A 21,467-nucleotide genomic window follows, 5' to 3' on the forward strand; every position below is an offset into this window, starting at 1 on the left:
GGGCCGGCTCCGATGCTGGAGCCATGAACGACATGCGAGCGATCGCCGACCGCGTCGAGATCGAGGCCCTGCGCGGCGAGCTCACCGACGCCGTGATGACGCGCGACTACGACCGCGTCGAGTCCCTGTTCACGCTCGAGTGCGTGGTGCGGTGGCCGCACATCGGCAGGGAGTTCGCCGGCCGGGAGGCGATCAGGGCCGGCGTCGAGTGGGGGCAGGGCCTGTGGGAGTTCTTCGTCCAGAACGTCCACCCGGGCGTCATCAGGATCGACGGTGACACCGCGACCGGGCGGTCGTACATCCAGGAGTTCGGGCGGATGCGCGACGGCGGCTCCCACCTGAACCACGCCGTCTACCACGACCGTTACGAGCGCACGCCCGACGGCTGGAAGTTCGCCGAACGCGTCTACGAGGTCAGGTACGCCGACTCCAGCCCGCTGCCGGGCTCGGCGCCCGCATGATGTGAGTCACATACAGTACGTGGGCCATATTCATTCGCGCGGGAGGCCCACCGTATGACGTCCTCGGAGGCAGCCGAGCCGGCGCGATCGCGGCGCCGGGTGACCAATGAGATCAAGGAGTCGCTGCGCGCCCTGAGCATCCAGCTTTCGCTGCTCAACCACCAGGTCGGTGCCCACGCGGGCCTCAAGGACGTCGATCTGTCCTGCCTCGACGTCGTCAACCGGCACGGCCCGCTCAGCCCGACCGCGCTGGCCCGCCGCGCCGGCCTGCACCCGGCCACCATCACCGGCATCCTCGACCGGCTGCAGCGCGCCGGCTGGGTCACCCGCGACCGCGACCCGGCGGCGTCCGACCGCCGCGCCGTCATCGTCCGCGCCAACCGGGAGCGCAACGCGGAGCTCTTCGAGCTCTATGGCGGGATGAGCTCGAAGATGGACGAGATCTGCGAGCAGTACGCCGACGCCGATCTCGACCTGCTCGCCGACTTCCTCCGCCGCACCACCGACGCCGGCCAGGACGCCACCGGCGACCTGGCCCGCCGGTCGTCATGACGCGGGCCCGCGCACGATGCGCCGCCAGGCCGGCGCGCTGAGCGCGTACGCCTCCACACTTCCGGCCGCGAACCAGCGCCACAGACCGGGACGGGCGATCGTCGCGCCGGCGGCGAGCGCGACCAGACGCCGGGAGGAGTGAAGCGCTGGCCGATCCACTTGGACGACCTGCTGATCCACGATGACGAGGCACGACCCGTCACGCGATCGGACGGCCACCGCCTCGGCCTGTCCGGTCAGCAGAAGGCAGTTGTACAGCACGCGGTGCAGGCCAACCGGAAGGTGAGCCTGCCCGCCACCCCACGCGCAGGACGTACGGGACGCCTACGTCGCCTGCCTGCTCGACGCCCTGCACGCCTTCGTCAGGTGACGGTGCCGGTGGTGCCGTCGATGGTGATGGTGGCGCCGTCGTGGAGGGTGTTCGTGACGTCCTGGATGCCGAGGACGGCGGGGATGCCGCGCTCGCGGGCGACGATCGCGGCGTGGGAGAGCACGCCGCCGGTCTCGGTGACGACGCCGGCGGCGATGCGCAGCAGCGGCGTCCAGGCGGGGTCGGTGAAGGGGCAGATGAGGATGTCGCCAGGACGCACGCGCGCGAAGTCGTCCGGGCCGCGGACGATCCGCGCGGTGCCGGTCGCGACGCCGTGACTGCCCGGCATTCCGTTCAGTGCGGCCGAGGTGAGCGGTGGGGGTGCGGCGGTGATCGGGCGTGCTTGGAGGATCCAGGTACGGCCGCCGGCGATCGCCCATTCGACGTCCTGCGGGCCGCCGCGTACGGCGGCGATCATCCCGCCCAGGCCGGCGAGCGCTCTGGCGGTCGCGTCGTCGATCGCCGGCCGATCGCGGGCACCGAGCGGCACCCCGGACGTGACCAGCTCGCCGCCCCGCCGGTCCAGGCGGGTGCGTTTGCGGGCGATGGTGCGCGTGACCGCCTCGGCGACGAGGTAGGTGTCGGGAGTGACCGTGCCGCCGACGACGCTGGGGCCGAGCCCCCATGACGCCTCGATGCGGGTCGGGTCGCCCGGATCTGCGGGGGTGAACATGACGCCGGACACGTCGGCGTCCACGTGGCGCTGGATGAGGACGGCCATGGCGCGGTCGCCCTGGTGGTCGAGGGCGCGCGGGGCGAACAGCGAGGCCCGGCAGGCACGTACGGCCTCGATCACCGCGTCGGCCCCCCGTACGGCGAGGAAGCTCTCGTATTGTCCGGCGGCCGAAGCGTGCGCGGTGTCCTCGTCCGAGGCGGACGAGCGCACCGCGACGGGCGCGTCACCGAGCTCCTCGACCGCCGGCCGCAGTTCCGCACCAGGATCGGCGAACGGCACGACGAACCCGTCCGGCACCGGCAGCCCCGCCCGCAGCAGCGCGCCGAGCGCCCCCGCCTTGCCTCCGCACGTCACAGCAACAGCCGCCCTCAGGGGTACGATCATCAGCCCTCATCAACAAAAGATTGACAACAATTTATTGATGGTGGACCATGACTGGCATGTCACGCAACCCACGGCAGGGAGACGACGCCCAGGCCGACCGCGAGAAGGAGGCCCGCGAACGCCTCCTGCGCCTCGGCGCGGACGCGCTCGACCCCCGCCCGTGGCGCCCCTCGCCGGTGCCGCCGTCGGCGATCGACCTCGTCCAGTTCGCCGTCTGGCGCCACGGCGACCTCGACCAGGACGACGTGCTCGACGCGCTGGCCCTCCTGCCCGCCGCCCGCGCCGAGGCCGAAGGGCTGGAGTCCGCTCTGCTGTTCATCGCCCGCAGCGCCGGCCTGACCTGGGCGCAGATGGCCGACGCGATGGGCTTCAACTCCCCCCAGGCGTGCCAGCAGCACTACACCCGCCTGACCGCGCGACAGGACACCGGCTCGTGACCCGCGACTCCGTACCCGACCTGCTGGTGCTGCACGCCGTACGCGTGCTCGGCTTCGCCGACACCCCGGAGCTCGCCCGGCGCTACGGGCTCGACGCGGCCGAGACGGAGGAGCTGCTGCGCGACGCCGAGGCGCGCGGCTGGGTCGGCCGCTCCGCCTTCGCCGGCACCGGGGGCTGGTCGCTGACCGAACGCGGTCGCACGGAGAACGAGCGCCGGCTCGCGGCCGAGCTCGCCGACGCCGGCGGCACGGACGAGGTCCGCGACGTCTACCGCGCGTTCCTCCCGTTGAACGCCCGCCTGCAGCAGGCCTGCACCGACTGGCAGCTCCGGCCCGCTCCCGGCGACCGGCTCGCCGCCAACGACCACTCCGACCCCGCCTGGGACGCCCGCGTCCTCGGCGAGCTCGCCGCCCTCTCGGACGCGCTCACGCCGCTGTCCGACCGGCTCGGGCGCGTCCTGTCACGTTTGCGCGGGTACGACATCCGCTTCGCCGCGGCCCTGGCCCGAGCGCGAGCCGGAGAGGCCGGCTGGGTGGACGGCAGCGAGATCGACTCCTGCCACCGGGTCTGGTTCCAGCTCCACGAGGACCTCATCGCGACGCTCGGCATCGACCGGCGCACGGAGGTCTGACCCCGCTTTTCAGGGCGCCAGCGCGGCCAGGTGGGTGCGCAGGACGGCGAGCATGGTGTCGGCGTCCAGCCGGCCGGGATGGAACGCGGCCTGCATGGCCAGCCCGTCGAGCAGCGCGCACAGCCGGCGCGCCTCCAGGGCGACGTCGCGGTCCGGGCGCAGCCGCCCCGACCGGCGGGCGCCCTCGAGGATGCGGGTGGTGAGGGCGAGCAGGCCGTCGTACAGCTCGTCGGCGTGCGCGCGCAGCTCGGGCCTGGTGCGCGCGGCGGCGGCGAAGGACAACCAGACGATGACCTCGGTACGCCGCTCGTCGTCCAGGGGCAGCAGCTCGGCCAGCATGCGGACGGCGATCTCGCGCTGCTCGTCGGGGGTGGGCGGCGCCGACGGGTCCATGAGGCGTTCGGCGTGGGCGTCCAGCCGGGCGATCACGCGCGCGGACATCTCCCGCATCGCGAACACCATCAGCTCGTTGTGCCCGTCGAAGTAGTGCCGCACCGACCCGATGGCCAGCCCGGCCTCGGCCGCGACGTTGCGCAGCGACGCCTGCTCCAGGCCGTCACGGCCGACCACACGGAACACCGCCTCGGCGACCGCCCGCCGCCGCTCCCCCGCATTCACGATCTTCGGCACCCTGCCTTTATAGCACGCTCATGCTACGTTCTATTCAGCATGCTCGCGCTACCGGCGCGCCCTTCGCCCCGGAGAGCGGGGGCTCCCTGCTCGACCGCATCCGCTGAATCACCCGCTCACACGCGCCGCCCCGGGCCGGCTGAGGCCGGCGGCGCGGAACAGCCGGTCGTGCGACGCCGCCGCCTGCTCGAACACCGTCTCCCCGCCCTTGAGCACGCCGCCCTCCTTCAGGACGCGACCGGCCACGATCACCGTGTCCACGTTGCCCGCGTGAGCGTTCGCGACGATCGCGGCCGCGGGGTCGGTGGCCGGCAGCAGGTTCGCGTGGCCGAGCCCCGGCATGAAGACCTCCAGCGCGGACGCCACGGACGCCGTGGCTCCGTGGGCGGCGAGCATCCTGAGCTCCTCGTCGGTGGAGGTGCAGCAGTGGATGAACGTCATGTCGGAGCCCAGCAGCCCCGAGCCGGCGAGCCTGCGGATCGCCTGCTGCTTGGCGCCCCACTCCCCCAGGCCCACGTGCATGCTGATGCGCAGCCCGAGCTCCCTGGCGAGCCGGATGTCGTGCTCGGCCACCTCGGGGGTGGACAGTTCTGGGCCGCGGAGCATCGCGTTCAGCGTGACGCGGGCGGTGTCGTCGGTGAGCACGTCGTGGCGTACGCGCCGGATGTCGTCCGGATGCGTACGGTCGCTGCCGAACTGCCATGCCTCGGCCTCCGTCGACGGCCACCCGTGGTCGAACACCGCGCGGATGCCCGACTCCCAGTGCGCGGCGATGGCGGTGTCGGTGTGCTCGGGGCTGTTGCTGATGTGCGACTCGTCGCGCACCGTGGTCACGCCGGCGTCGATGGACAGCAGGTCGGCCGCCAGGTTGCCGATGTGCACGTCGCGGGGCTCGAAGTGCTGGCCGAGCCCGATCTGGACGCGGCTGCGGTACTCCTCGTAGGTCCAGGCGGGGCCCAGGCCGCGCAGCGCTCCCTGCCAGTTGTGCCGGTGGGTGTCGATGAAGCCGGGCAGCACGACGGTGCCGGAGCCGTCGATCACGCGGGCCTGCTCGTCCCGGACGTCAGGGCCGATCTCCTGGATCCTTCCATCGGCGACGAGGACGTCCCCGGGGAGGTCGCCGAGCCGCTCGTCCTGGGTCATCAGATACGCGCCCTTGAGGAGGATGCGGTCGTGGGGCACCGTGGTTCTTCCTTTCTTTCCTGCTTGCGATGGGCGGCGATCCAGACGGCCGCGAAGGTGAGGACCGCGCCGACGACGGTGAACGCTCCCGGCGCGTGGTCGCCCGAGGGCAGGACGGCGTCCAGGACGACGGAGCTCAGCAGTTGTCCCGCGATGGACGCCATACCCAGGAGCAGCACGCCGATCCTGCGGACGAGCAGGGCGGACGTCGCGATGAAGACCACGCCGCACGCGCCCCCGAGGTAGGCCCACCACTGCGTGGGCAGCGGGTGGCCGCCGAGGCCGAAGACCAGGGTCTGCACGGTCCAGGCGAGGCCGAGGAAGACCGCGCCGACGGCGAAGTTCACCCAGGTGGCGGCGAGCGGGGAGGCCACCGCCGCCCCGGTGGCGCCGTTCATGGCCTGTTGCAGGCCCAGCAGCAGACCGGCGGCCACGGCGAGCAGCGCGGGAAGCAGCACCGTGGCCGGGGCGCCGGAGAGCCCGGGCAGGGCGGAGACGACGGCGGCCACCAGGGTGAGCGCCGCACCCGCCAGACGATGGGCACCGGGCCGCTGCCGGAGCACGCCGCCGATGCCCCGGGCGTCGGCGATCAGCCCGCCGAGGGTCTGTCCCGCGATGGCCGACACCGTGAACACCGCGATGCCCGTGATCAGCGCGGTCGTCGACTGGGCCAGCGTGAACGTCCCGCCCAGCAGCCCCGCCAGCAGGTAGCGGCGCGGCAGGCGGCGCTCCCGCGTGACGCGCGGCAGGCTCAGAAGCGCCTGGCGCAGCCGCGGCAGGCAGAGCGCGAGCACGGTCATGATGACCGCGCCGCCGGTGAAGCTGATGGCGGCGGCGCCGACCGCGTCGCCGAGCCGGTGGCTCAGTTCGGCGTTCACCCGGGACTGCACCGGGACGACCGCTCCGGCCGCGACGGCCGCCAGCACGGGCAGGGCGGGCGAACGCATCCATGGCCGCGTCATGGCGCGATGTCGTCGATGATCGTGGGGTGTTCCGGGGCCCAGCCGAGGGTGCGCCGTGCGGCGTCCCCGGTGGCCTGCTGGTCGAGCAGCAGGGCCTCGCCGAGCAGCCCGAGCCGCTCCAGCGTCTGGACCACCGGCTCGGGCGCGACCCGGCCGGACAGGCCGATCGCCCGGCTCACCGCCTCGGTGATCTCGCGGACGGTGGGGTTCGCGCCGCTCGCCCCGATGAAGTACGAGCCCGCCGGCGCCTTCTCCAGGGCCCGCACGTAGAGGGCGGCGAGGTCGTCCACGTGCACGGTGCTCCAATGCTGGTCCCCGTGCCCGATCATGGTCAGGGCCCCGCCGGTCCTCGGCCCCGCGCCCACGACATTGAGCAGCCCGCCTCCGTGACCGTGGACCACGGCGGGAGCCACCACCGCGCTCCGCACGCCCGGCGCGGACAGCACCCGCTCCGCGATCGGCACCCGCCAGGCCGTCAGGCGCGGCGGGTTCATCGGGCTCGTCTCGGTGATGGCGGCGCCGCTCCCGTGCTCCCAGACGCCGGCGGTGTGGACGTACGGCCGGTCGCTGCCTGTCAGTGCGGCGATGATGTGCGTGGCCGCCGTGTCGTCGATCCGCGCACTGCTGTCGTCACCCGGTGAGGCCAGGTGGATGACGCCGTCGGCGGCGCCGGCGAGCCGGTGCACCGTCGCGCCGTCGGCCAGGTCGCCGATGACGGGGTCCGCCCCTTGCGCGCGTACGGCCTCCGCCTTGCCCGGGTCGCGGACCAGTGCGGTGACCCGGTGGCCTTCGCTGATGAGCCGGCCGAGGACCGCCCTACCGATGTAGCCGGTGCCGCCGGTGAGAAGTACACGCATGAATCGTCCTTCGTGGAAGTGCCGTCCTGGCCACTTTCACCGACGCTCACCTATCGTGCCCAACGAAGAATCTCGATGCTGCCATCGCTGATCTCGATCAATGGAGGCGTGTGTGGACCAGCGCAGACTGGAGTACTTCATCGCGGTCGCGGAGGAGATGAACTTCACCCGCGCCGCCCAGCGCCTCCACGTCACCCAGTCGACGCTGTCGGCGGGCCTCAAGGCGCTGGAGAGCGAGCTGCGGGTCGAACTGGTGACCCGCTCGACCCGCTCGGTGCAGCTCACGGAGGCGGGCGCGGCGTTCCTCCCCGAAGCCGGAGCCGCCCTGGAAGCGCTCGACCGGGCCCGCGCCGCCGTCGAGCCGGTCTCCGCCGGCCTGCGCGGCAGCCTCACCGTCGGCCTGCTCACCAGCATGACCATCGTGGACGTCCCCGCCCTGGCCGGCGACTTCCACCGCAGGCATCCGGGGGTGCGGCTGCGCCTCGCCATGTCGCGGCGCGGCACCGCAGGGCTGGCCGAGCAGATCAAGGACAGCCGCATGGACGTGGCCTTCGTCGGCCGCCAACTCCGCGACGAGCACCTGCACGTCAGCCCGATCAAGAAGTACGACCTGCGCCTGCTCCTCCCCGAGGACCACCCGCTGGCCGGGCGGGCGGCCGTGGGCCTCGCCGACGTGGCCGGGGAGCCGTTCATCGACATGCCGCCGGGCTTCGGCCAGCGGGAGGTGGTGGACGAAGCCTTCGCCCGCGCCGAGCTGAGCCGCCAGGTGACGGTCGAGGTCTCCGACGTCACCACCATCCCCGAGTACGTCGCCCACGGCCTCGGCGTGGCACTCCTGCCCGAGGCGTTCCCCGCAGGCCCCGGCGTGCGAGCGCTGCCTCTGGACACGGAGCTGTCCTGGACCCTCAGCGTGATCCGCTCAGCCCGCCGCAAGCCGACCCGGGCCCTCTACGCCTTCATGGACCTGCTCCCCCAGCACATCCATCACGAGCGTGCATTCTGATCCCGTATGGTGTACGGTACGACGTACGGCTTATGGAGGAGGACCCCTATGTACCAGCCCACCACCGAGGAACTGAAGAGCATCGAGGAATGGTTCGCCACCTATGACGCGCTGGCCGAGCAGGGCGCGATCGAGCAGCTGGCCGACCTGGCGGTCTTTCCGATGAACGTGGCCACCGACGTGCCCGACGGCCACGCGGCGGTCCGCCAGTGGACGCGAGCCGAGTACGTCGAGGCGATGCAGCAGTCCATGGGCGGCGGCACCGCCGGCCTCGACCTGCGCTCGACCCGCACCCCGCGCTTCCTCAGCCCGAACCTGGTCGTCGTGGAGACCGAGGCCACGATGACGATCGACGGCCAGGACCACCAGATGCACTACGCCGACCTGCTGGTGCGCACCGAGGACGGCTGGGCCTTCCAGACCATGGTCCAGGGCGGCTGGGGCCACGGCTGGGACCCCGCCAAGCGCGGCTGACGACCGCCTCAGCAGCTCGCGGGCCGAGCTCGAACGTGCGGCGGCGGGTCCGGCACGGGTCCGCCGCCGCTCCGGTGAACGCTCAGGGATAGATCTTCTTGTGTTCCCGGAGCATCGCGACGAACTTCTCGATCCGGGCCGCCCTGGTCTCGGGCTTCTTGGCGTCGTTCACGCGGTAAAGGATCGAGTAGCGGTTCCTGCTGTCGAGGGTGGCGAAGAACTCCGCGGCCACCGGGTCGGCGTCCAGGGCCGCCCGCAGGTCGTCGGGCACCGTCGCGGTCTTCTGGCCCGCGTACGCCGCCTCCCACCGGCCGTCGGCCTTCGCCGCCTCGATCTGGGCCAGGCCGGACGGGCGCATCCTCCCCGCCGCGATCAACTCCTCCGCCCGGCCGCGGTTCACCTTCGACCACTTGCTCCTGGCCGTGCGCGGCGTGAAGCGCTGCAGCCAGTGCTCGTCGTCGAACGCGGCCTTCTGCCCGTCGATCCAGCCGAGGCACAGCGCCACGTCGAGCGCCTCGGCGTAGGTGACCGACGGGATGCCGGACTCCTTCTTCGCGATCTGCAGCCAGAGCCCCGGCGACTCGTGCTCGGCCTCCAGCCATTTCTCGAACGCCTCCTGGGAGGGGAAGGCGATGATGGGCAGGCCTTGCTTCTCCGCCACGGCTTGAGCGCTCCTTGTCTCGGGGGACTCGCACCCAGCATTCTGGCCTAGAAGCGCCGGCTTTGCCCATCACGTCACGTCGTTGACGGGATGCCGGGGGCTCTGCCCCGTCAGGACCCGTACGGCCTCTTCCGCGGCGATGCGCCGCACCGTCATGACGGCCTGCTCGGAGTAGTAGGCGGCGTGCGGGGTGACGATCACGTTGGGCAGCGCGAACAACGGGTTGCTCGGGCGCCAGTCGCGCTGCTTCGCCGGTTCCTCCTCGAGGTCGTCCACGGCCGCACCGGCGATCCAGCCCTCCGTGAGCGCCTGGTGCAGCGCCGCGTCCTCCACGATCGGGCCGCGCGCGGTGTTGACGAGCAGGGCGGTGGGCTTCATCCTGCGCAGCGTCGCACGGTCGAAGAGGTGGTGGGTCTGCGGGGTGAGCGGCGCCTGCACCACGAGGTGGTCGGAGCCCTCCACGAGCTCGTCGAACGACACCGGCCGCGCCTGGCGGGAGCGGATCTCCGCCTCGTCGACGAACGGGTCGTGCGCCCACACCTCGACGCCGAACGCTCTGGCGCGTTCGGCGATCAGCTGGGCGATGGCGCCGAAGGACAGCAGCCCGAACACCCGTCCCCGCAGCCGCCAGATCGGCTGCGCCAGTGCCATTCGCCCTGCCGGGTCGCCCGGTCGTACACGCAGATCTTGCGGGCGGCCGCCAGCCAGAGCGCGACGGCGTGGTCGGCGACCTCGTCGGCGCACCACTCGTTCGGCGCGTTCGTGACCTGGATGCCTCGCCGGGTCGCGGCGTCGACGTCGACGATGTCCACGCCGGTGCCGTAGCGGGCGATCACCCGGCACCGCGTGAAACCGTCGATGGCCCTGGTGCCGACCCGCGCGTACTGGGTGAGGACGCCGTCGGCGTCCCTGCCCCTTTCGATCACCTCGTCCTCGCTCTTGCACTGGGCGGCGAGCAGCTCGAATCCGGCCCCCTCGATGATCGGGCGCTCGATGTCCACGTCGCCGAAGTCGAAGTCGGCGATCATGATCGTGCCTCTGGCGTCAGTGCGAGTCACGCGGGACTCCCTTGGTGTGGACGAGGTCCTGGTAGGCGAGCGCGAGCTCCATGCAGCCGCCGCCGTCCAGCTGCCCGACGGTGGAGCGGTAGATCTCCTGCCACGGCGTCTGATGGTCGAGCGAAGGCGGCGTGTAGGCGGCCCACCGCGCGGCGATCTCTTCGTCGGGAAGGAGCAGGTCGACGCGCGCGCCGTCCAGGTCGACCCGGATGCGGTCGCCGGTGCGCAGGATGGCGAGGTTGCCGCCGGCCGCGGCCTCGGGGTCGTCGATGCGGGCGTGGTAGTCCTCCGGCCGTCAGCAGCGACCACATGACGGCGGGCACGCCGCCGGCGCGGTAGAAGTCCTCGCCGAGGAACTCGCCGGCGGGTGCGACGTTCGCCAGCACCGGGATGTCGGCTCCGACGCGCTGCCAGTCCTGGAGGGACAGCGGCACCCCGGCATGCCGCGCGATGGCGTTGATGTGGATCGGCGCGTTCGTCGAGGCGGCGATGGCCGAGGCGACCGCGATCGCGTTCTCGAAGGCCGCCAGGGTAGGCCGACCTGCCCGATCTCCTTCATCACGAACGCTCGCATGGTGCCCCCGCATGTCCCCGAGGTGCCTAGCTCTACCCCTGTGACCTCGGCGTTTAACGCCGGCGGTCACGCCCTGTGCGCCCAGGTGGGCATGGACACGTACGCGATCGCCATCCGCCGCCGACGACCTCGACCGGGCCTTCGCTGACCTGCGCCGCGCCGCCGGCACCCGCAGGTGACCGTACGGAAGACGCCTCCTCAGCTTGGCCGGGAGGCGTCTTTCGTATCGCACCAACCAGCCCAACACCCCGGAGATCAGCCGCGAGCTGGAGCCGAGCTGGTACCGGCGCCGCGACGGCTCGATCGTCATGGTCTTCCGCGACCAGGGCGGCGGCACGTACCGCAAACTCGCCGCCGTCAGCACCGGCAACGGGGCGACCTGGTCGAACTCGGTCGAGACCAACGTCCCCGACTCCCGCACCCAGCAGAGCGCCGGCAACCTCCCGGACGGCACCGCGTACCTGGTCGGCAACCCCACCGGCACCCGCAACCGCTCCCCCCTGACCGTCCTGACCAGCAGGGACGGCATCACCTTCGGGCCCTGACCTCAGGATCGGCGGACCGACACCGTTGGTCCGGCTGATGCCCGCGGCAAGCGCCGCGCACGCAGCCGGACGGCGTGGCGGAGCTCGTCACGGCGCGATCTGTCCACCTGCCGGTGATCTCTCGCCTCGTCGGCCACAGTCCCTCAGGGCGGACTCACGAGAAGCCATCTCCGCCAGGCCCTTCTCCAGCGTCATGTCCGGTGAGTAGCCCAGCTCTCGCCTCGCGGCGGTGATGTCGTAGGAACGGTCGCGGCCGGTGAAGCTCACGAGCCAGTTCGTCAGCGGGGGCGCCGACTTGCGCCGGAGCAGGCGTGCCGTACGGTCCATGATCGCCGCCATGGGCGCCGCCATCGCCAAGGGGACGCTGCGGCTCTTGGACAGGTCCACGCCGCGGGTCGCCAGCAAGGGAGGGAGGAAGTCCCGGATGGGCATCGGCGTACCGTCCGTCACGTAGTAGACCCCACCGTGGCGGCCCCGCGTGAGGGCGAGGAGCGTGGCGCCGGCCAGGTTCTCGACGTGGACGAAGTCGACGATGTGCCTGCCGTGGTCGATCCAGGCGAACCGTCCGGCCTCGGCGACCTCGGCCATGTCGTTGATCGTCGTCATTCCGCGGCCCCAGATGAACGGCGGGCGGAGCACCACCAGCTCGGTGTTCCCGGCACGGGCTTGCAGGAGCGCGCGTTCGGTGACCAGCTTGACCCGGCTGTAGGCGACGTTCGGCCGGCCTTCCGGCATCGACTCGTCGACGACGGGACGTCGTTGACTCCCCGTGGAGACGGATGCGGCGCTGATGAGCACGAACCGACGCACACCGGCCGCGACGCTCGCGGCGTGCAGGGCGACCGTCGGCACGTGGTTGGCCTCCTCGAAGAGCGAGTCGGGGCCCCAGAACTCCATGTGCGCCGCGACGTGCACGACCGCGTGGGCCTCGCGCAGCCTGGCGACCCAGCTCGGCGCCGGTGAGCCGGCCTGGCCGAGATCGGCGAGGTCGCCGGGAACGGGCTCGGCTCCGGCCGCACGGACGCGCTGAACGCTCGGCTCCGATCGGGCGAGCGCCATGACCTCATGTCCTTCGGCGATGAGGCGATGGACGACAACGCCGCCGACGAAACCGCTGCCTCCGGTGATGAAGATCTTCATGCTTCCACTCCTCGTGGTCGATCGCGCGGATACATCGCTCCCAAATAGTTCGACGTCGATGTATTGGTGTCAATGTAACCTCTCGTACGATGGGTGCGTCAAGGAGAGGTGGGCGATGCCGCACGCGAAGAAGACCGTGACCGCCGCACAGGTCGCCGACGAGTTCAGCCGGACGGCGAAGGTTCTCGTGCGTCATTTCAACGAGCGTCTGGGCGAGCACGGAGTGTCGACGCCGAGGTCCCGCCTGGTAGTGGAGGTGGCGCGTTCGCAGCCCGTCCGGCTCACCGAACTCGCCCTCGCGGTCGGCATCGCGCAGGGCACCGCCTCCACCCTGGTCGACGCGCTCGTCCGCGACGGGCTACTCGAACGCCAGGCCAGCGCGGACGACCGCCGCTCCGTGCTCCTGCGCGTGACAGCGCAAGGAGCCGCGCTGGCGCAGGACTGGACGGCCAGTTATGAACGGGCGGCGGAAGAGCTGTTCGAGCCGCTCACCGACGAGCAGCTGTCGACCCTGGCCGACATCTTGCGAACCCTCAGCGCCGAGGAGGCGCCGTCGAGCGACTGAGCGGTCGTGCCGGACGGGGGCATCGTTCTTCCGCCGCGAGGGCCGTCCCTCCGTTGGGTCGAAGGCCGGTCAGCCCATCGAGATGAGGATCGGCGCGACGTATCGCCCGCGATCACCCGGGGGACGGCGGGCACCATGGACCATCGTCGGCAGGACCGCGGGTCCCTGGACGGGCCCGAGCTTGGCGAGCCACGAGCGCAGGCCCGGATAGGCGTCCAGCAGGTCGATCCGCACGTCGCGGTCGGCGCCGTGGGCGGCTGCCAGGATCAGCTCGCGAGCCGCTTCTTCCGAGGGTGAGACGACGGGGCCGATGACACGGTGAGGGCCGGCGTTCCAGGCCACGGCGAAGCCGCCGTCGGTGACGACCGTCCGCTCGGCCCTGGCCAGCAGCCCGGTCAGCGCCTTGCTCCGGTCGGCGCCGGTGACCTCCGCGTCCAGCTTCAGCAGCGCGGCGTGGTCCTCCGGGCTTGCCACGCGAACTCGCGGCGAGCACGCCGTCCCCTGCATCGGACCCATGGTGATCGTCAGGCTGCCGACAGGCCGGAAGCCCAGCCGCTCATAAACAGGACGCCCGAACCGGGTCGCGGTCAGCTCCACGACGCGGCCCCCGGCCACCTGCAGGGCGTGCCCCATCAGCCGCGTGCCCAGCCCCTGCCTGCCGTACCTGCCGGCGACGAGCATCATGCCGACACCGGCCAGCCGGTCACCGTAACAGGTCACCACGACACACCCCGCCAGTCCGTCACCGTCGGCCGCATCGACGGCGTGAACCTCGCCCACCTCGAACATCAGCCGCCACTTGGCCTCATCGGTGGACCACCCCCGATCGCGCTCCAGCCGCTGACACAGAGGCAGGTCTTCCGGACCGAGAAGCCGAATATCACTCACAGACGAGAACCTACTCGGTCGCCCCCTCCGCCCCAGCAGCAGATGATCCCAGTGACACCCTCCCTCTCGGTGCCCGGCCCTGACAGGCCGGGCACCGGTCGCGCACGTGACTGATGGAGCCATGGCTCGCTGAAAGGGCGGCAACCGGCGATCAGAACGTGAGTGGCTCAGGGATCCTGGCACAGCCGGTTGATTATCGATCGGAAATCACCTGAGCCCGCGGCGGCTCAGAGCGTTTGATATCCGACCGAGATCGGCCACGAGGTGCTGCTGCATTTGGCATTTGATTTGACGGAATTGGCAACCCATGGGCCGTACAGCGTGGTGTAGCCGCCGCTGCTGTTCTGGCAGAAGAGCACGACCCGCGTCTGAGTTACTCCGGTGCCGCTGCACAACGCCCATCCGGTGCCGCCGGGAGTGCCGATCTGCGCGTCAGTGCTGCAGGTCGCCGCCTGAGCGGGGGAAGCCGGTGACACGAGAGCCGTCACGGCGGCGATCCCGGCCGCCGCGGCCGCCGAAACGGCTAACTTCTTGATGTGGCCCATCAACTACCTCCTTCGGTGTCGATCATCACCGCTTGATGGTAGCCACAGCTTTGGTGGATATCCATAGAAAGTGGGATGCATCTTTCGGCGGGTGATCTTACGGACCGACCGCAAGGTATTGTTTTATAGTCCGGAACGAAAATGGTCCGTCAGTGAACTATTTTTGTGCCGTCGATCACGGCGACCGAACCGCCCGGCGAAACCGATCGCCGCGGTGGTCAGAGGAATTCGCTGCGGTAGGCCGGGGCCGGCTCTGCCGCGCGGCGGCGGCCTGCCCAGGTCGGCGGAGCGGTCGTGCAGCCGGCGCAGCGCGGCATAGGCGGTCCTCGAGCAGCGTCGGGAACGGGAACTCGGGCGCGCGGCGATACTCCACCGACAACATCGGCACGCCTGAGGCCGCCACGTAACGGGCGGCCGGGCCGCGGCGCCGATGATCTCTCACAGGGCACGACGCCCTTCGACGTCGCCCACCTCAAGTGGTGTGCCCCCGGCCATCGGGGGCAGCGCCTCGGCGATCTCGGGAGCCAGGGACAAAGGCACGATCACTCCTGCTGTACGCGAGGTCAGGCGGTGGGCGCGAGGACGACGGTCTTGCCCGGCAGCTCGCCGGCGGCGGCCTGGGCGTGGAGTGCGGGCAGATCGGCCAGCGCCAGTGGAAACGTACTGCCTTCATGCAGAACCTGCTTCTGTTAAGTGCCGCCTGGTGCTTCGAGTCCGAAGCAGACCAGCTGCTCCGCGTGACCGAAGCCGCCCGGAGGCGGCCACCGGCTCCGCGGTCGCTGGAGACGTCACTCAATCTCGCAGGATCTCGCGCGGTCAGCCTGGGCCAGATCGGCCCACCTTGATGATGGCCGGTTCCCCGTCGACGATCTCCGCCAGCCGCGCCGCATCGGCCGAGCCCGGCGCCGCGGTGAGCATCAAAGCCGCCAGATCGTCGCCCGGGATGGCGAGCAGGCTGCCCACGAGCGTGACGGAGCGGCCGTCCGGATGAACGAGCACGGCACTGCTCTCATAGGCCGCCACCGGTCGCGGCGTGCGCCACAAGGTGTCGAACAGGCGGCTTCGCGTCCGCATCTCGTCCACCAGCGCGGCGAGCGAGGCGTCCGCGGGGTAGCGCAGCAGCGCGCTCGTCAGGCGGGCGACCAGGACCGCCTGGTGATCGGTCGCGTCAGCCGCGGACTGCTTGAACCCCGTCGAACGGGGCACAGAACGTACGCCAGGCGATGTTCTGGTAACTCGACAGCCGCGGGCGCCGTGCTCTCCCGCAACCGGCGCACCGCGGCACCGAAGTCCTGACGTTCCACAGCCCCATTGTGCCCGGACGACCCGGACGACCCACATGCGCCGTCACGCCGCTCCTGCGATCAGATGTCCACACCCTCTACGACCGTGGCTACCTCGCAGTCGACCCCGAGCACCTCGGCAATGGCGAGGGCTTTTACCGCAGGCCGGCCGGCAGATCGATGTCCCACGGATCTCACCAGCCGTAGTACCAGGCGTCGGCCGGGATGATCCACCGCGTCTGGGGACTCTCCAGCCAGGCGCGGTCGACTCCTCCGTCCGTGATCCGAGCGGCCAGTCGCAAGGCGCTCACGGCATGGGCCTCCATGTCCGGGCCGTCCTCGAAGGGGATGCCGTCCATGTACTGTTCCAGGGCCCGCGGGTCGATGCCGCGCGGACGTCCAGGTGGGAACAGGACCATTGACGCGAGAATGCGGCCGTCGGCCGCGTAGGTGAGCCGCCCGCGAAGATTGACGTCCCAGCCGATGGCCAGCGCCCTGCGGCCGCCGCTCGACAGGATGGAGAGCGCCGGGTCTCGTGTGGTCTTGACGCCCACCGTCTGCAGGACCAGCGTCCAATCCCGGTACGCGCCCACGAACAGCACGCCGTCCCGATCATTCAGCTGGTCGAGGCCCTCCCAGGGGTCGTCGAGACGGCATTGCGCGGCAGAACCGGGGCTCACGCGCAGCAGTCCGGCCACCTCCCCCGGTGTTCGACCCGCACACCACACGGCGTGGAACCCGAGTTCGTCGTCGATGACGCCGTACCTCGTGAGCAGGTCATGAAGGTTTTCGTTGACAGGCATGTCCTCTCCGGTCTGGGAAAGGGCGGGGCGGCCCAGGTCTTCCTGGGCCGCCCCGCTCGCGCTACTTGACGTGAACCCACAATGCCGGTCGCCCCGCCCCACCGGCTGAACTCACAGCCCGGCTCACCCGCCTCTCCGTGCCGGTCCAGCTCATCGCGGTTGCGCGGCTGCCGAACGCCGGCAGGCCCGAGACCGGGCTGGGCGAAGGACCAGGAATGTCCTCAAGATCTTGCTGGTCTGGCCAGGTGGGTTTTCAGGACATTCCTAGCCGGTGACGCCTGACGCGGCGGTGCGAGGCCGCCGGCGTCAGTCGCAGCCGCAGCTACAGCCGTCGCAGCAGCAGCCGCCGTCCTCGCCCGAGCAGCAGGAACAGCAATCGCCGCAGTTGCTGCAGCAGTCGCAGCCGGAGCAGTCGAGGCGGCCGCAGCAGGAGCTGTCGCGCTCCTCGTCCCAGGCGGGCCGGTACAGGCCGCAGGTGCAGCAGGTGAGCGCGGCGCACGCCAGGGACAGCAGCCCGCCGGGGTCCCGCTTGGGCCGCCGTTGGTCCGGTGGTGCGCCGGGCGTGTTCGGTTCGGCGGTGGCGAAGGCTCGGGTGACGGCGTGGCCGGTCTCCCGTACCAGCAGGGCGTGGGTGAGGGCCGGGCGGGGCAGGTCGAGCGTGTGGACGGCGGCGCTCAGGTCGGCGTGCGCGGCGTCGCAGTGGCGGCGCGCCTCGTCCAGGCCGGTGCCGGTGGCGGCGAGCGGGTTGTACGCCCCGGACGCCCGGTCCTCGGCCAGGTCCTCCACCGCGTCGATCAGGTGGGCCAGCCTCCCGAACGCGCGACCGGCCGCCTCCAGGGCGTCGCGGTTGTGGGGTTTGCCGGCGAGCGTCCCGGTGTGCGCGAACGCCGCTGCCACGGCGTCCTCGGTGGGCCCCGTCAGCCCGCCTAATCCGGGGCGCCTCTGGGCGGGGATGCGTTCCAGGAGCGCCTGGCGCGCGGCCGCCTCCGTCAGCGGGGCAGGGTCGAAGGCCAGCGTCCCGGCCGTGGCCGTGCCCGCGGAGGACCAGCGGTTCGCCAGGCGGGTGGCGCCGGCGGCCAGGGGGCGGCGGGCGTACATGCCGTCGCCGTCGGCCACGTGGTCGTTCACCTTGCCGGCCGCCAGGAGCAGCGATACCGAGGCCGCCAGCCGTACCCCTTCGGACTCCACCACGTCGGCGCCTCTGAACCCGCGCAACGCGCACGGACCCGCCTTCCTGCGCGGCGTGGGCGCGGATGTCTGGGCCTCGGTCAGGACGGACACGAGCAGGCCGTCGTAGTTGGTCACCAGCCGGGACAGGTGTCCGTGCTCATCGCGGAGGGCCAAGCAGAGTCCGCACAAGTGGCCCATCCAGTCCGCGTACAGGCCCTTGCACAGGACATGCCGACACGGGCGGACAATGCCGAACATACGTCCCCTTATGGTCACAACGGAGATCCCTAACCGTAGCAGCAGCCCCTCCTCAGCTGCGGCAACGGCGTGCGATTCCACGCTGGACGAACGTCCCCGCGTGCATGCCGCTGACCGGACCCGCTGCCCATCATCTTCAACCGGCTCCGGCCTCGATGTCCCCTCGCTGATGTGAAAGGTGAACGGCAAGCCGGCCACCACCGGGAAGGTGGAGGTCTGCGCGTCGTCGCTGGGCAAGGTCGGCGAGGGCGTCTCTCCGCAGCTGGACGGATGGTTCGTCATCCACACCGAGCACTACACGGGGCACAGGTGGCGGGCCCACCGTCAACTCGCCCTCCGACCGGAGTGGCTGGACGGACGTCGTCTCCTAGCAGAACATCGAGGTCAGAGCCGCAGGACGACGTACACGCCCCCCTGCCGGATTGACGAGTGGGCGAGCGCCCACTTAAAAATGGGCACTCGCCCACTCCATTGTCGTCATGAAGGGAGAGCGTCTCCATGGAGACCTCGGACATCACGGACGTCCTCATCGTCGGCGCGGGGCCGGTGGGGCTCACGCTGGCGTGCGAGCTCGCCCGCCGCGACCTGCGCGTGCGGATCATCGATCGCGCCACCGCCCATCCGGCCGGAACGCGGGCCCGGGGCGTCCGGGCCCGCACCCAGGAGGTGTTCGAGGACATCGGCGTGCTCGGCCGCCTGGCCGGACACGCCGAACCGCCGCTCCCCACGCGCTTCTACGACGCGCAGGGGAACGTGGTGCGCGAGGTGGTCATGTACGACGCGCCTCCGGTGCCGGGTGCGCCCTATCCGGGCAGCCTCATGGTGGGTCAGCAGTTCACCGAGGCGGCCCTGCGCGAGAAGCTGGCCTCGCTCGGCACCACGGTGGAGCTCGGCGCCGGCCTGGTCGCTCTCTCCCAGGACCGCGACCAGGTCACGGCATCCGTCCGCATTGACGGGCGGCTGCAGGACATCCGCGCGCGCTACCTCGTCGGATGTGACGGCGGCGGCAGCACCGTGCGCAAGCAGGCCGGCATCGACTTCCTCGGCGAGACGTGGGAGCGGCAGCGGATGCTGTTCGGCAACCTCAGCGTCGACGGCCTGGACGCCTCGGTCTCCCATATGTGGGCGACCGGCCCCGGCGGCATGCTGACCCTGGCCCCGATGCCGAGCAGCGGAACCTGGTTCTTCACCGCCCCGCTGCCGCCGGACGACGGCCAGGGGTTTCCCCCGGTCTCGGTGGAGACGTTCAGCGACATCTTCGCCCAGCACGTCGGGCTGCCCGGGGTGCGCTTCCACGACGCGATCTACCTCTCGATCTACCAGGTCAACATCCGCATGGTCGACCGCTATCGAGCCGGCCGCGTCTTCCTGGCCGGAGACGCCGCCCACGTGCACACGCCCGCGGGCGGCCAGGGCATGAACACCGGGGTCCAGGACGCCTACAACCTCGGCTGGAAGCTCGCGCACGTCCTGCGCGGAGCGCCCGAACCGCTGCTGGACACCTATGAGGAGGAACGCCTGCCGATCGCCAGGCACGTGCTGGCCTCGACCACCGCCCGGGGCAGATACTGGGCCGGCGGCGACACCGCGCGCGTGTCGGAGCGCATCGCCGGCGCGTTCAAGGGCCAGGACCCGTTCAGCGACGTCAGCCAGCTCTCCATCACCTACCGCGGCGGCAGCCTGGCCCGCGACCTGGACGAGGCGATCGGCATCCGCGCCGGAGACCGCGCCCCGGACGCCCACTGCGTCGAACCGGAGAGCGGCGAGCAGGTCAGGCTGTTCGACCTCTTCCATGGCACGCACCTCACGCTGCTCGTCTTCGGCCCCGGCCCCGCGCCTCAGGTGCGCGGGGGTCGGCGCGCCGACGTGCACACGCATCGCATCGTTCCCCCGGGCCTGTCCTGTGGCGACGGCGCACTCATCGACGCGACGGGGCAGGCGCACGAGCTTTATGGGGTGGACGGCGACGGCCTCGTGCTCATCCGTCCCGACGGCTACGTCGCCCTCACGGGAGGCAGCTGGAACGACCGCTCCGTGGCCGGCTACCTCGACAGGCTGATCTGCGACCCGGCACACGCCCTCTGACGCGCGAGCGGCAGGCGCTGAAAGGCGGCGCGGCGGCCAGGCGGCACCGGACATCATCGGTTCACGAGAGCGGGAGCGGCCCGGCCGGGACGGCAAGCCGCACCCCGCCCTCGGGGTGTCGAGCCCTGAGAGCGGCGTGCTGTCGGTCCCGGCGTACGCCGCCGCGAGCGTGACCGAGCAGTACGCGAAGGACGGGGACCTCGACCTGGTCGGGCCGATGATCCCCGCCTTCATGCACGACCCACCGATCGGGCCTCCGCAGCCGTGGCCGAGGCCGCCGGCTTGCGCGACCTGGGGTTGCTTGCCTACGGCGCTAGCTGATCGGCTGTCTGGTGGCGGAGGCGACGAACAGCGGCAGGGCGAGGAACAGCCGGTCCTTCTCGGCGCGTCGCGCCTGTGCGCTCGTCCAGGTGTCGCACTCCTCCCGGGTGATGGCCCCGGCCGCGTGCGCGGCCTGCGCGAGGCCGGTCAGCATGGCGAGCATGGTCTCGCCGGTGAAGACCCCGACGTGCGCCTCCACCTCCACGTCGCGGAACCCGGCGTCCAGCAGCAGGGTGCGGTACGCGCGGGCGGCGCGCGGGTTCGTGGTGAGGTCGGCGCGGGCGTGCACGATCGTCCGGGTGAGGCCGGGCTGGTCGGAGTCTATGACGATGGTGTCCCAGTCCTGTCCGATGAGAACGATCCGGCCGCCGGGGGCCAGCACGCGTAGAGCCTCGGCCAGGGCCCTGGCCGGGTCGGCGAGCTCGTGGAAGACCTTGTCCGCCCGGTAACCGGCCACCTCGTGGTCACCGAGCGGCAGGTGACAGGCGTCGCCGATGCGGAAGTCGCCCTCGGGCCGGCGTTGCCGGGCCGCATCGATCATCTCTTCGCTGACGTCCACGCCGACCGCCGTGACGCTCCTGCCGGTCAGCTCGGCCACCGCCAGGCCCGCGCCGCAGCCCACGTCGACGACGGTTTCCCCGGGCTTGAGCCGGAGCAGGTCGTACGTACGGGCGCGCAACAGGGCGGCGGCCGGCATGGCGTCGGCGCGGTCGAGGAGCTTGATGAGTTCGTTGGACATGCGCCCAACCATGCGACTTAATGTCGACATGAAGTCAACCCCCGCGATGGCCATCGGCGACGCCGCAGCCAGGTTCGGGCTCGCGCCGCACGTCCTGCGCCACTGGGAGGCGGTGGGCCTGCTCTCCCCGGCCCGCGCCGAGGGTGATCGCCGCCGCTACGGCCGCGACGACCTCTACCGGATCGCGGCGATCCTGCGCGCCAGGGAGGCCG

Annotated in this window: 27 protein-coding genes and 2 pseudogenes; 10 read left to right on the forward strand and 19 right to left on the reverse strand. The window is 71.4% G+C overall.

Annotated features, from left to right (window positions below; genetic code table 11):
- Positions 1 to 23 precede the first annotated feature (23 nt).
- The gene (locus ABZW11_RS24385; RefSeq protein ID WP_355421061.1) at positions 24 to 461 is read left to right on the forward strand and encodes a nuclear transport factor 2 family protein; all 438 of its coding nucleotides are present in this window, start codon (positions 24 to 26) and stop codon (positions 459 to 461) included.
- Positions 462 to 560: 99 nt separating this feature from the next.
- Positions 561 to 1,013 (forward strand): MarR family transcriptional regulator, encoded by a 453-nt coding sequence (locus tag ABZW11_RS24390; RefSeq protein WP_355421064.1) that lies wholly within the window; start codon positions 561 to 563, stop codon positions 1,011 to 1,013.
- Here ABZW11_RS24390 and ABZW11_RS24395 read toward each other — a convergent pair.
- Together ABZW11_RS24395 and ABZW11_RS24400 are read right to left on the reverse strand one after the other, a co-directional pair.
- Positions 1,008 to 1,274 carry a hypothetical protein gene (locus ABZW11_RS24395; protein WP_355421067.1) on the reverse strand — a complete coding sequence of 89 codons (267 nt, stop codon included), beginning with the start codon at positions 1,272 to 1,274 and terminating at the stop codon, positions 1,008 to 1,010. The two genes, ABZW11_RS24390 and ABZW11_RS24395, sit on opposite strands and share 6 nt — an antisense overlap.
- A gap of 101 nt (positions 1,275 to 1,375) precedes the next feature.
- Positions 1,376 to 2,443, reverse strand: a complete 1,068-nt coding sequence (locus ABZW11_RS24400) for a PEP/pyruvate-binding domain-containing protein (RefSeq protein WP_355421070.1) — start codon at positions 2,441 to 2,443, stop codon at positions 1,376 to 1,378.
- Between the two features lie 56 nt (positions 2,444 to 2,499).
- Here ABZW11_RS24400 and ABZW11_RS24405 point away from each other — a divergent pair, with 56 nt between their 5' ends.
- Positions 2,500 to 2,880 carry a DNA-binding protein gene (locus ABZW11_RS24405; RefSeq protein ID WP_355421073.1) on the forward strand — a complete coding sequence of 127 codons (381 nt, stop codon included), beginning with the start codon at positions 2,500 to 2,502 and terminating at the stop codon, positions 2,878 to 2,880.
- Entirely contained in the window at positions 2,877 to 3,512 is a 636-nt protein-coding gene (locus ABZW11_RS24410) for a transcriptional regulator (RefSeq protein ID WP_355421076.1), read from the forward strand. Before ABZW11_RS24405 ends, ABZW11_RS24410 begins: the two co-directional genes overlap by 4 nt.
- A 9-nt stretch (positions 3,513 to 3,521) precedes the next feature.
- On the opposite strand, the gene ABZW11_RS24415 is transcribed toward ABZW11_RS24410, so the two are convergent.
- The 4 genes from ABZW11_RS24415 to ABZW11_RS24430 form a co-directional block, all read right to left on the reverse strand.
- Complete coding sequence (locus tag ABZW11_RS24415) at positions 3,522 to 4,142, reverse strand: TetR family transcriptional regulator C-terminal domain-containing protein (RefSeq protein WP_355421079.1); 621 nt, start codon at positions 4,140 to 4,142, stop codon at positions 3,522 to 3,524.
- A gap of 108 nt (positions 4,143 to 4,250) precedes the next feature.
- Positions 4,251 to 5,324 (reverse strand): amidohydrolase family protein, encoded by a 1,074-nt coding sequence (locus ABZW11_RS24420; protein ID WP_355421082.1) that lies wholly within the window; start codon positions 5,322 to 5,324, stop codon positions 4,251 to 4,253.
- Positions 5,285 to 6,271 carry a DMT family transporter gene (locus ABZW11_RS24425; protein ID WP_355421085.1) on the reverse strand — a complete coding sequence of 329 codons (987 nt, stop codon included), beginning with the start codon at positions 6,269 to 6,271 and terminating at the stop codon, positions 5,285 to 5,287. The genes ABZW11_RS24420 and ABZW11_RS24425 overlap by 40 nt, the downstream gene beginning before the upstream one ends.
- 11 nt (positions 6,272 to 6,282) lie before the next feature.
- The gene (locus ABZW11_RS24430) at positions 6,283 to 7,143 is read right to left on the reverse strand and encodes an NAD-dependent epimerase/dehydratase family protein (protein ID WP_355421088.1); all 861 of its coding nucleotides are present in this window, start codon (positions 7,141 to 7,143) and stop codon (positions 6,283 to 6,285) included.
- 112 nt (positions 7,144 to 7,255) lie between these two features.
- Here ABZW11_RS24430 and ABZW11_RS24435 point away from each other — a divergent pair, with 112 nt between their 5' ends.
- Complete coding sequence (locus ABZW11_RS24435; protein WP_355421091.1) at positions 7,256 to 8,146, forward strand: LysR family transcriptional regulator; 891 nt, start codon at positions 7,256 to 7,258, stop codon at positions 8,144 to 8,146.
- Positions 8,147 to 8,194: 48 nt separating this feature from the next.
- Positions 8,195 to 8,620, forward strand: a complete 426-nt coding sequence (locus ABZW11_RS24440) for a nuclear transport factor 2 family protein (protein WP_355421095.1) — start codon at positions 8,195 to 8,197, stop codon at positions 8,618 to 8,620.
- Between the two features lie 82 nt (positions 8,621 to 8,702).
- On the opposite strand, the gene ABZW11_RS24445 is transcribed toward ABZW11_RS24440, so the two are convergent.
- The 5 genes and pseudogenes from ABZW11_RS24445 to ABZW11_RS24465 form a co-directional block, all read right to left on the reverse strand.
- Positions 8,703 to 9,281 carry a YdeI/OmpD-associated family protein gene (locus ABZW11_RS24445; protein ID WP_355421097.1) on the reverse strand — a complete coding sequence of 193 codons (579 nt, stop codon included), beginning with the start codon at positions 9,279 to 9,281 and terminating at the stop codon, positions 8,703 to 8,705.
- A 69-nt stretch (positions 9,282 to 9,350) separates the two neighbouring features.
- Entirely contained in the window at positions 9,351 to 9,932 is a 582-nt protein-coding gene (locus tag ABZW11_RS24450) for an NAD(P)-dependent oxidoreductase (RefSeq protein WP_355421100.1), read from the reverse strand.
- Complete coding sequence (locus ABZW11_RS24455; RefSeq protein WP_355421103.1) at positions 9,854 to 10,339, reverse strand: hypothetical protein; 486 nt, start codon at positions 10,337 to 10,339, stop codon at positions 9,854 to 9,856. The genes ABZW11_RS24450 and ABZW11_RS24455 overlap by 79 nt, the downstream gene beginning before the upstream one ends.
- A complete protein-coding gene (locus ABZW11_RS24460; RefSeq protein WP_355421174.1) occupies positions 10,326 to 10,610 on the reverse strand; it encodes a dihydroxy-acid dehydratase in 285 nt (94 codons plus the stop codon). The genes ABZW11_RS24455 and ABZW11_RS24460 overlap by 14 nt, the downstream gene beginning before the upstream one ends.
- A 70-nt stretch (positions 10,611 to 10,680) precedes the next feature.
- A pseudogene (locus ABZW11_RS24465) lies at positions 10,681 to 11,223 on the reverse strand (dihydroxy-acid dehydratase); the annotation flags it as partial.
- Here ABZW11_RS24465 and ABZW11_RS24470 point away from each other — a divergent pair.
- Positions 11,117 to 11,458 carry an exo-alpha-sialidase gene (locus ABZW11_RS24470; protein ID WP_355421106.1) on the forward strand — a complete coding sequence of 114 codons (342 nt, stop codon included), beginning with the start codon at positions 11,117 to 11,119 and terminating at the stop codon, positions 11,456 to 11,458. The pseudogene ABZW11_RS24465 and the gene ABZW11_RS24470 sit on opposite strands and share 107 nt — an antisense overlap.
- An 87-nt stretch (positions 11,459 to 11,545) precedes the next feature.
- Here ABZW11_RS24470 and ABZW11_RS24475 read toward each other — a convergent pair whose 3' ends face one another.
- Entirely contained in the window at positions 11,546 to 12,598 is a 1,053-nt protein-coding gene (locus ABZW11_RS24475; RefSeq protein ID WP_355421109.1) for an NAD-dependent epimerase/dehydratase family protein, read from the reverse strand.
- Between the two features lie 115 nt (positions 12,599 to 12,713).
- Between ABZW11_RS24475 and ABZW11_RS24480 the strand changes: the two genes are divergently transcribed.
- Positions 12,714 to 13,163 carry a MarR family transcriptional regulator gene (locus ABZW11_RS24480; RefSeq protein ID WP_355421111.1) on the forward strand — a complete coding sequence of 150 codons (450 nt, stop codon included), beginning with the start codon at positions 12,714 to 12,716 and terminating at the stop codon, positions 13,161 to 13,163.
- 69 nt (positions 13,164 to 13,232) lie between these two features.
- Here ABZW11_RS24480 and ABZW11_RS24485 read toward each other — a convergent pair whose 3' ends face one another.
- The 6 genes from ABZW11_RS24485 to ABZW11_RS24510 all read right to left on the reverse strand — a co-directional run bounded on the left by ABZW11_RS24485 (position 13,233) and on the right by ABZW11_RS24510 (position 18,110).
- A complete protein-coding gene (locus tag ABZW11_RS24485) occupies positions 13,233 to 14,051 on the reverse strand; it encodes a GNAT family N-acetyltransferase (RefSeq protein ID WP_355421114.1) in 819 nt (272 codons plus the stop codon).
- Between the two features lie 227 nt (positions 14,052 to 14,278).
- Positions 14,279 to 14,596, reverse strand: a complete 318-nt coding sequence (locus ABZW11_RS24490; protein WP_355421117.1) for a hypothetical protein — start codon at positions 14,594 to 14,596, stop codon at positions 14,279 to 14,281.
- Positions 14,597 to 14,771: 175 nt separating this feature from the next.
- Positions 14,772 to 15,038: an alpha/beta hydrolase fold domain-containing protein gene (locus ABZW11_RS24495; RefSeq protein WP_355421120.1), complete on the reverse strand. Its 267-nt coding sequence runs from the start codon at positions 15,036 to 15,038 to the stop codon at positions 14,772 to 14,774.
- A 374-nt stretch (positions 15,039 to 15,412) separates the two neighbouring features.
- On the reverse strand, positions 15,413 to 15,802 hold the full coding sequence (locus tag ABZW11_RS24500) for a hypothetical protein (protein WP_355421123.1): 390 nt from the start codon (positions 15,800 to 15,802) through the stop codon (positions 15,413 to 15,415).
- A gap of 271 nt (positions 15,803 to 16,073) precedes the next feature.
- On the reverse strand, positions 16,074 to 16,682 hold the full coding sequence (locus ABZW11_RS24505) for a DUF6461 domain-containing protein (RefSeq protein WP_355421126.1): 609 nt from the start codon (positions 16,680 to 16,682) through the stop codon (positions 16,074 to 16,076).
- A 306-nt stretch (positions 16,683 to 16,988) separates the two neighbouring features.
- Positions 16,989 to 18,110 (reverse strand): DUF5685 family protein, encoded by a 1,122-nt coding sequence (locus tag ABZW11_RS24510; protein WP_355421127.1) that lies wholly within the window; start codon positions 18,108 to 18,110, stop codon positions 16,989 to 16,991.
- 498 nt (positions 18,111 to 18,608) lie between these two features.
- Between ABZW11_RS24510 and ABZW11_RS24515 the strand changes: the two genes are divergently transcribed.
- Complete coding sequence (locus ABZW11_RS24515; RefSeq protein ID WP_355421130.1) at positions 18,609 to 20,195, forward strand: FAD-dependent monooxygenase; 1,587 nt, start codon at positions 18,609 to 18,611, stop codon at positions 20,193 to 20,195.
- A 313-nt stretch (positions 20,196 to 20,508) separates the two neighbouring features.
- Here the strand turns inward: ABZW11_RS24515 and ABZW11_RS24520 are convergent, their stop codons facing one another.
- Positions 20,509 to 21,255 (reverse strand): methyltransferase domain-containing protein, encoded by a 747-nt coding sequence (locus tag ABZW11_RS24520; protein WP_355421132.1) that lies wholly within the window; start codon positions 21,253 to 21,255, stop codon positions 20,509 to 20,511.
- Between the two features lie 46 nt (positions 21,256 to 21,301).
- On the opposite strand from ABZW11_RS24520, the pseudogene ABZW11_RS24525 reads away from it, so the two are divergent.
- Positions 21,302 to 21,442: pseudogene (locus tag ABZW11_RS24525) on the forward strand (helix-turn-helix domain-containing protein); the annotation flags it as partial.
- Positions 21,443 to 21,467 lie beyond the last annotated feature (25 nt).

This window comes from Nonomuraea sp. NPDC004580, from assembly GCF_040609855.1.
GTDB lineage: Bacteria > Actinomycetota > Actinomycetes > Streptosporangiales > Streptosporangiaceae > Nonomuraea > Nonomuraea salmonea.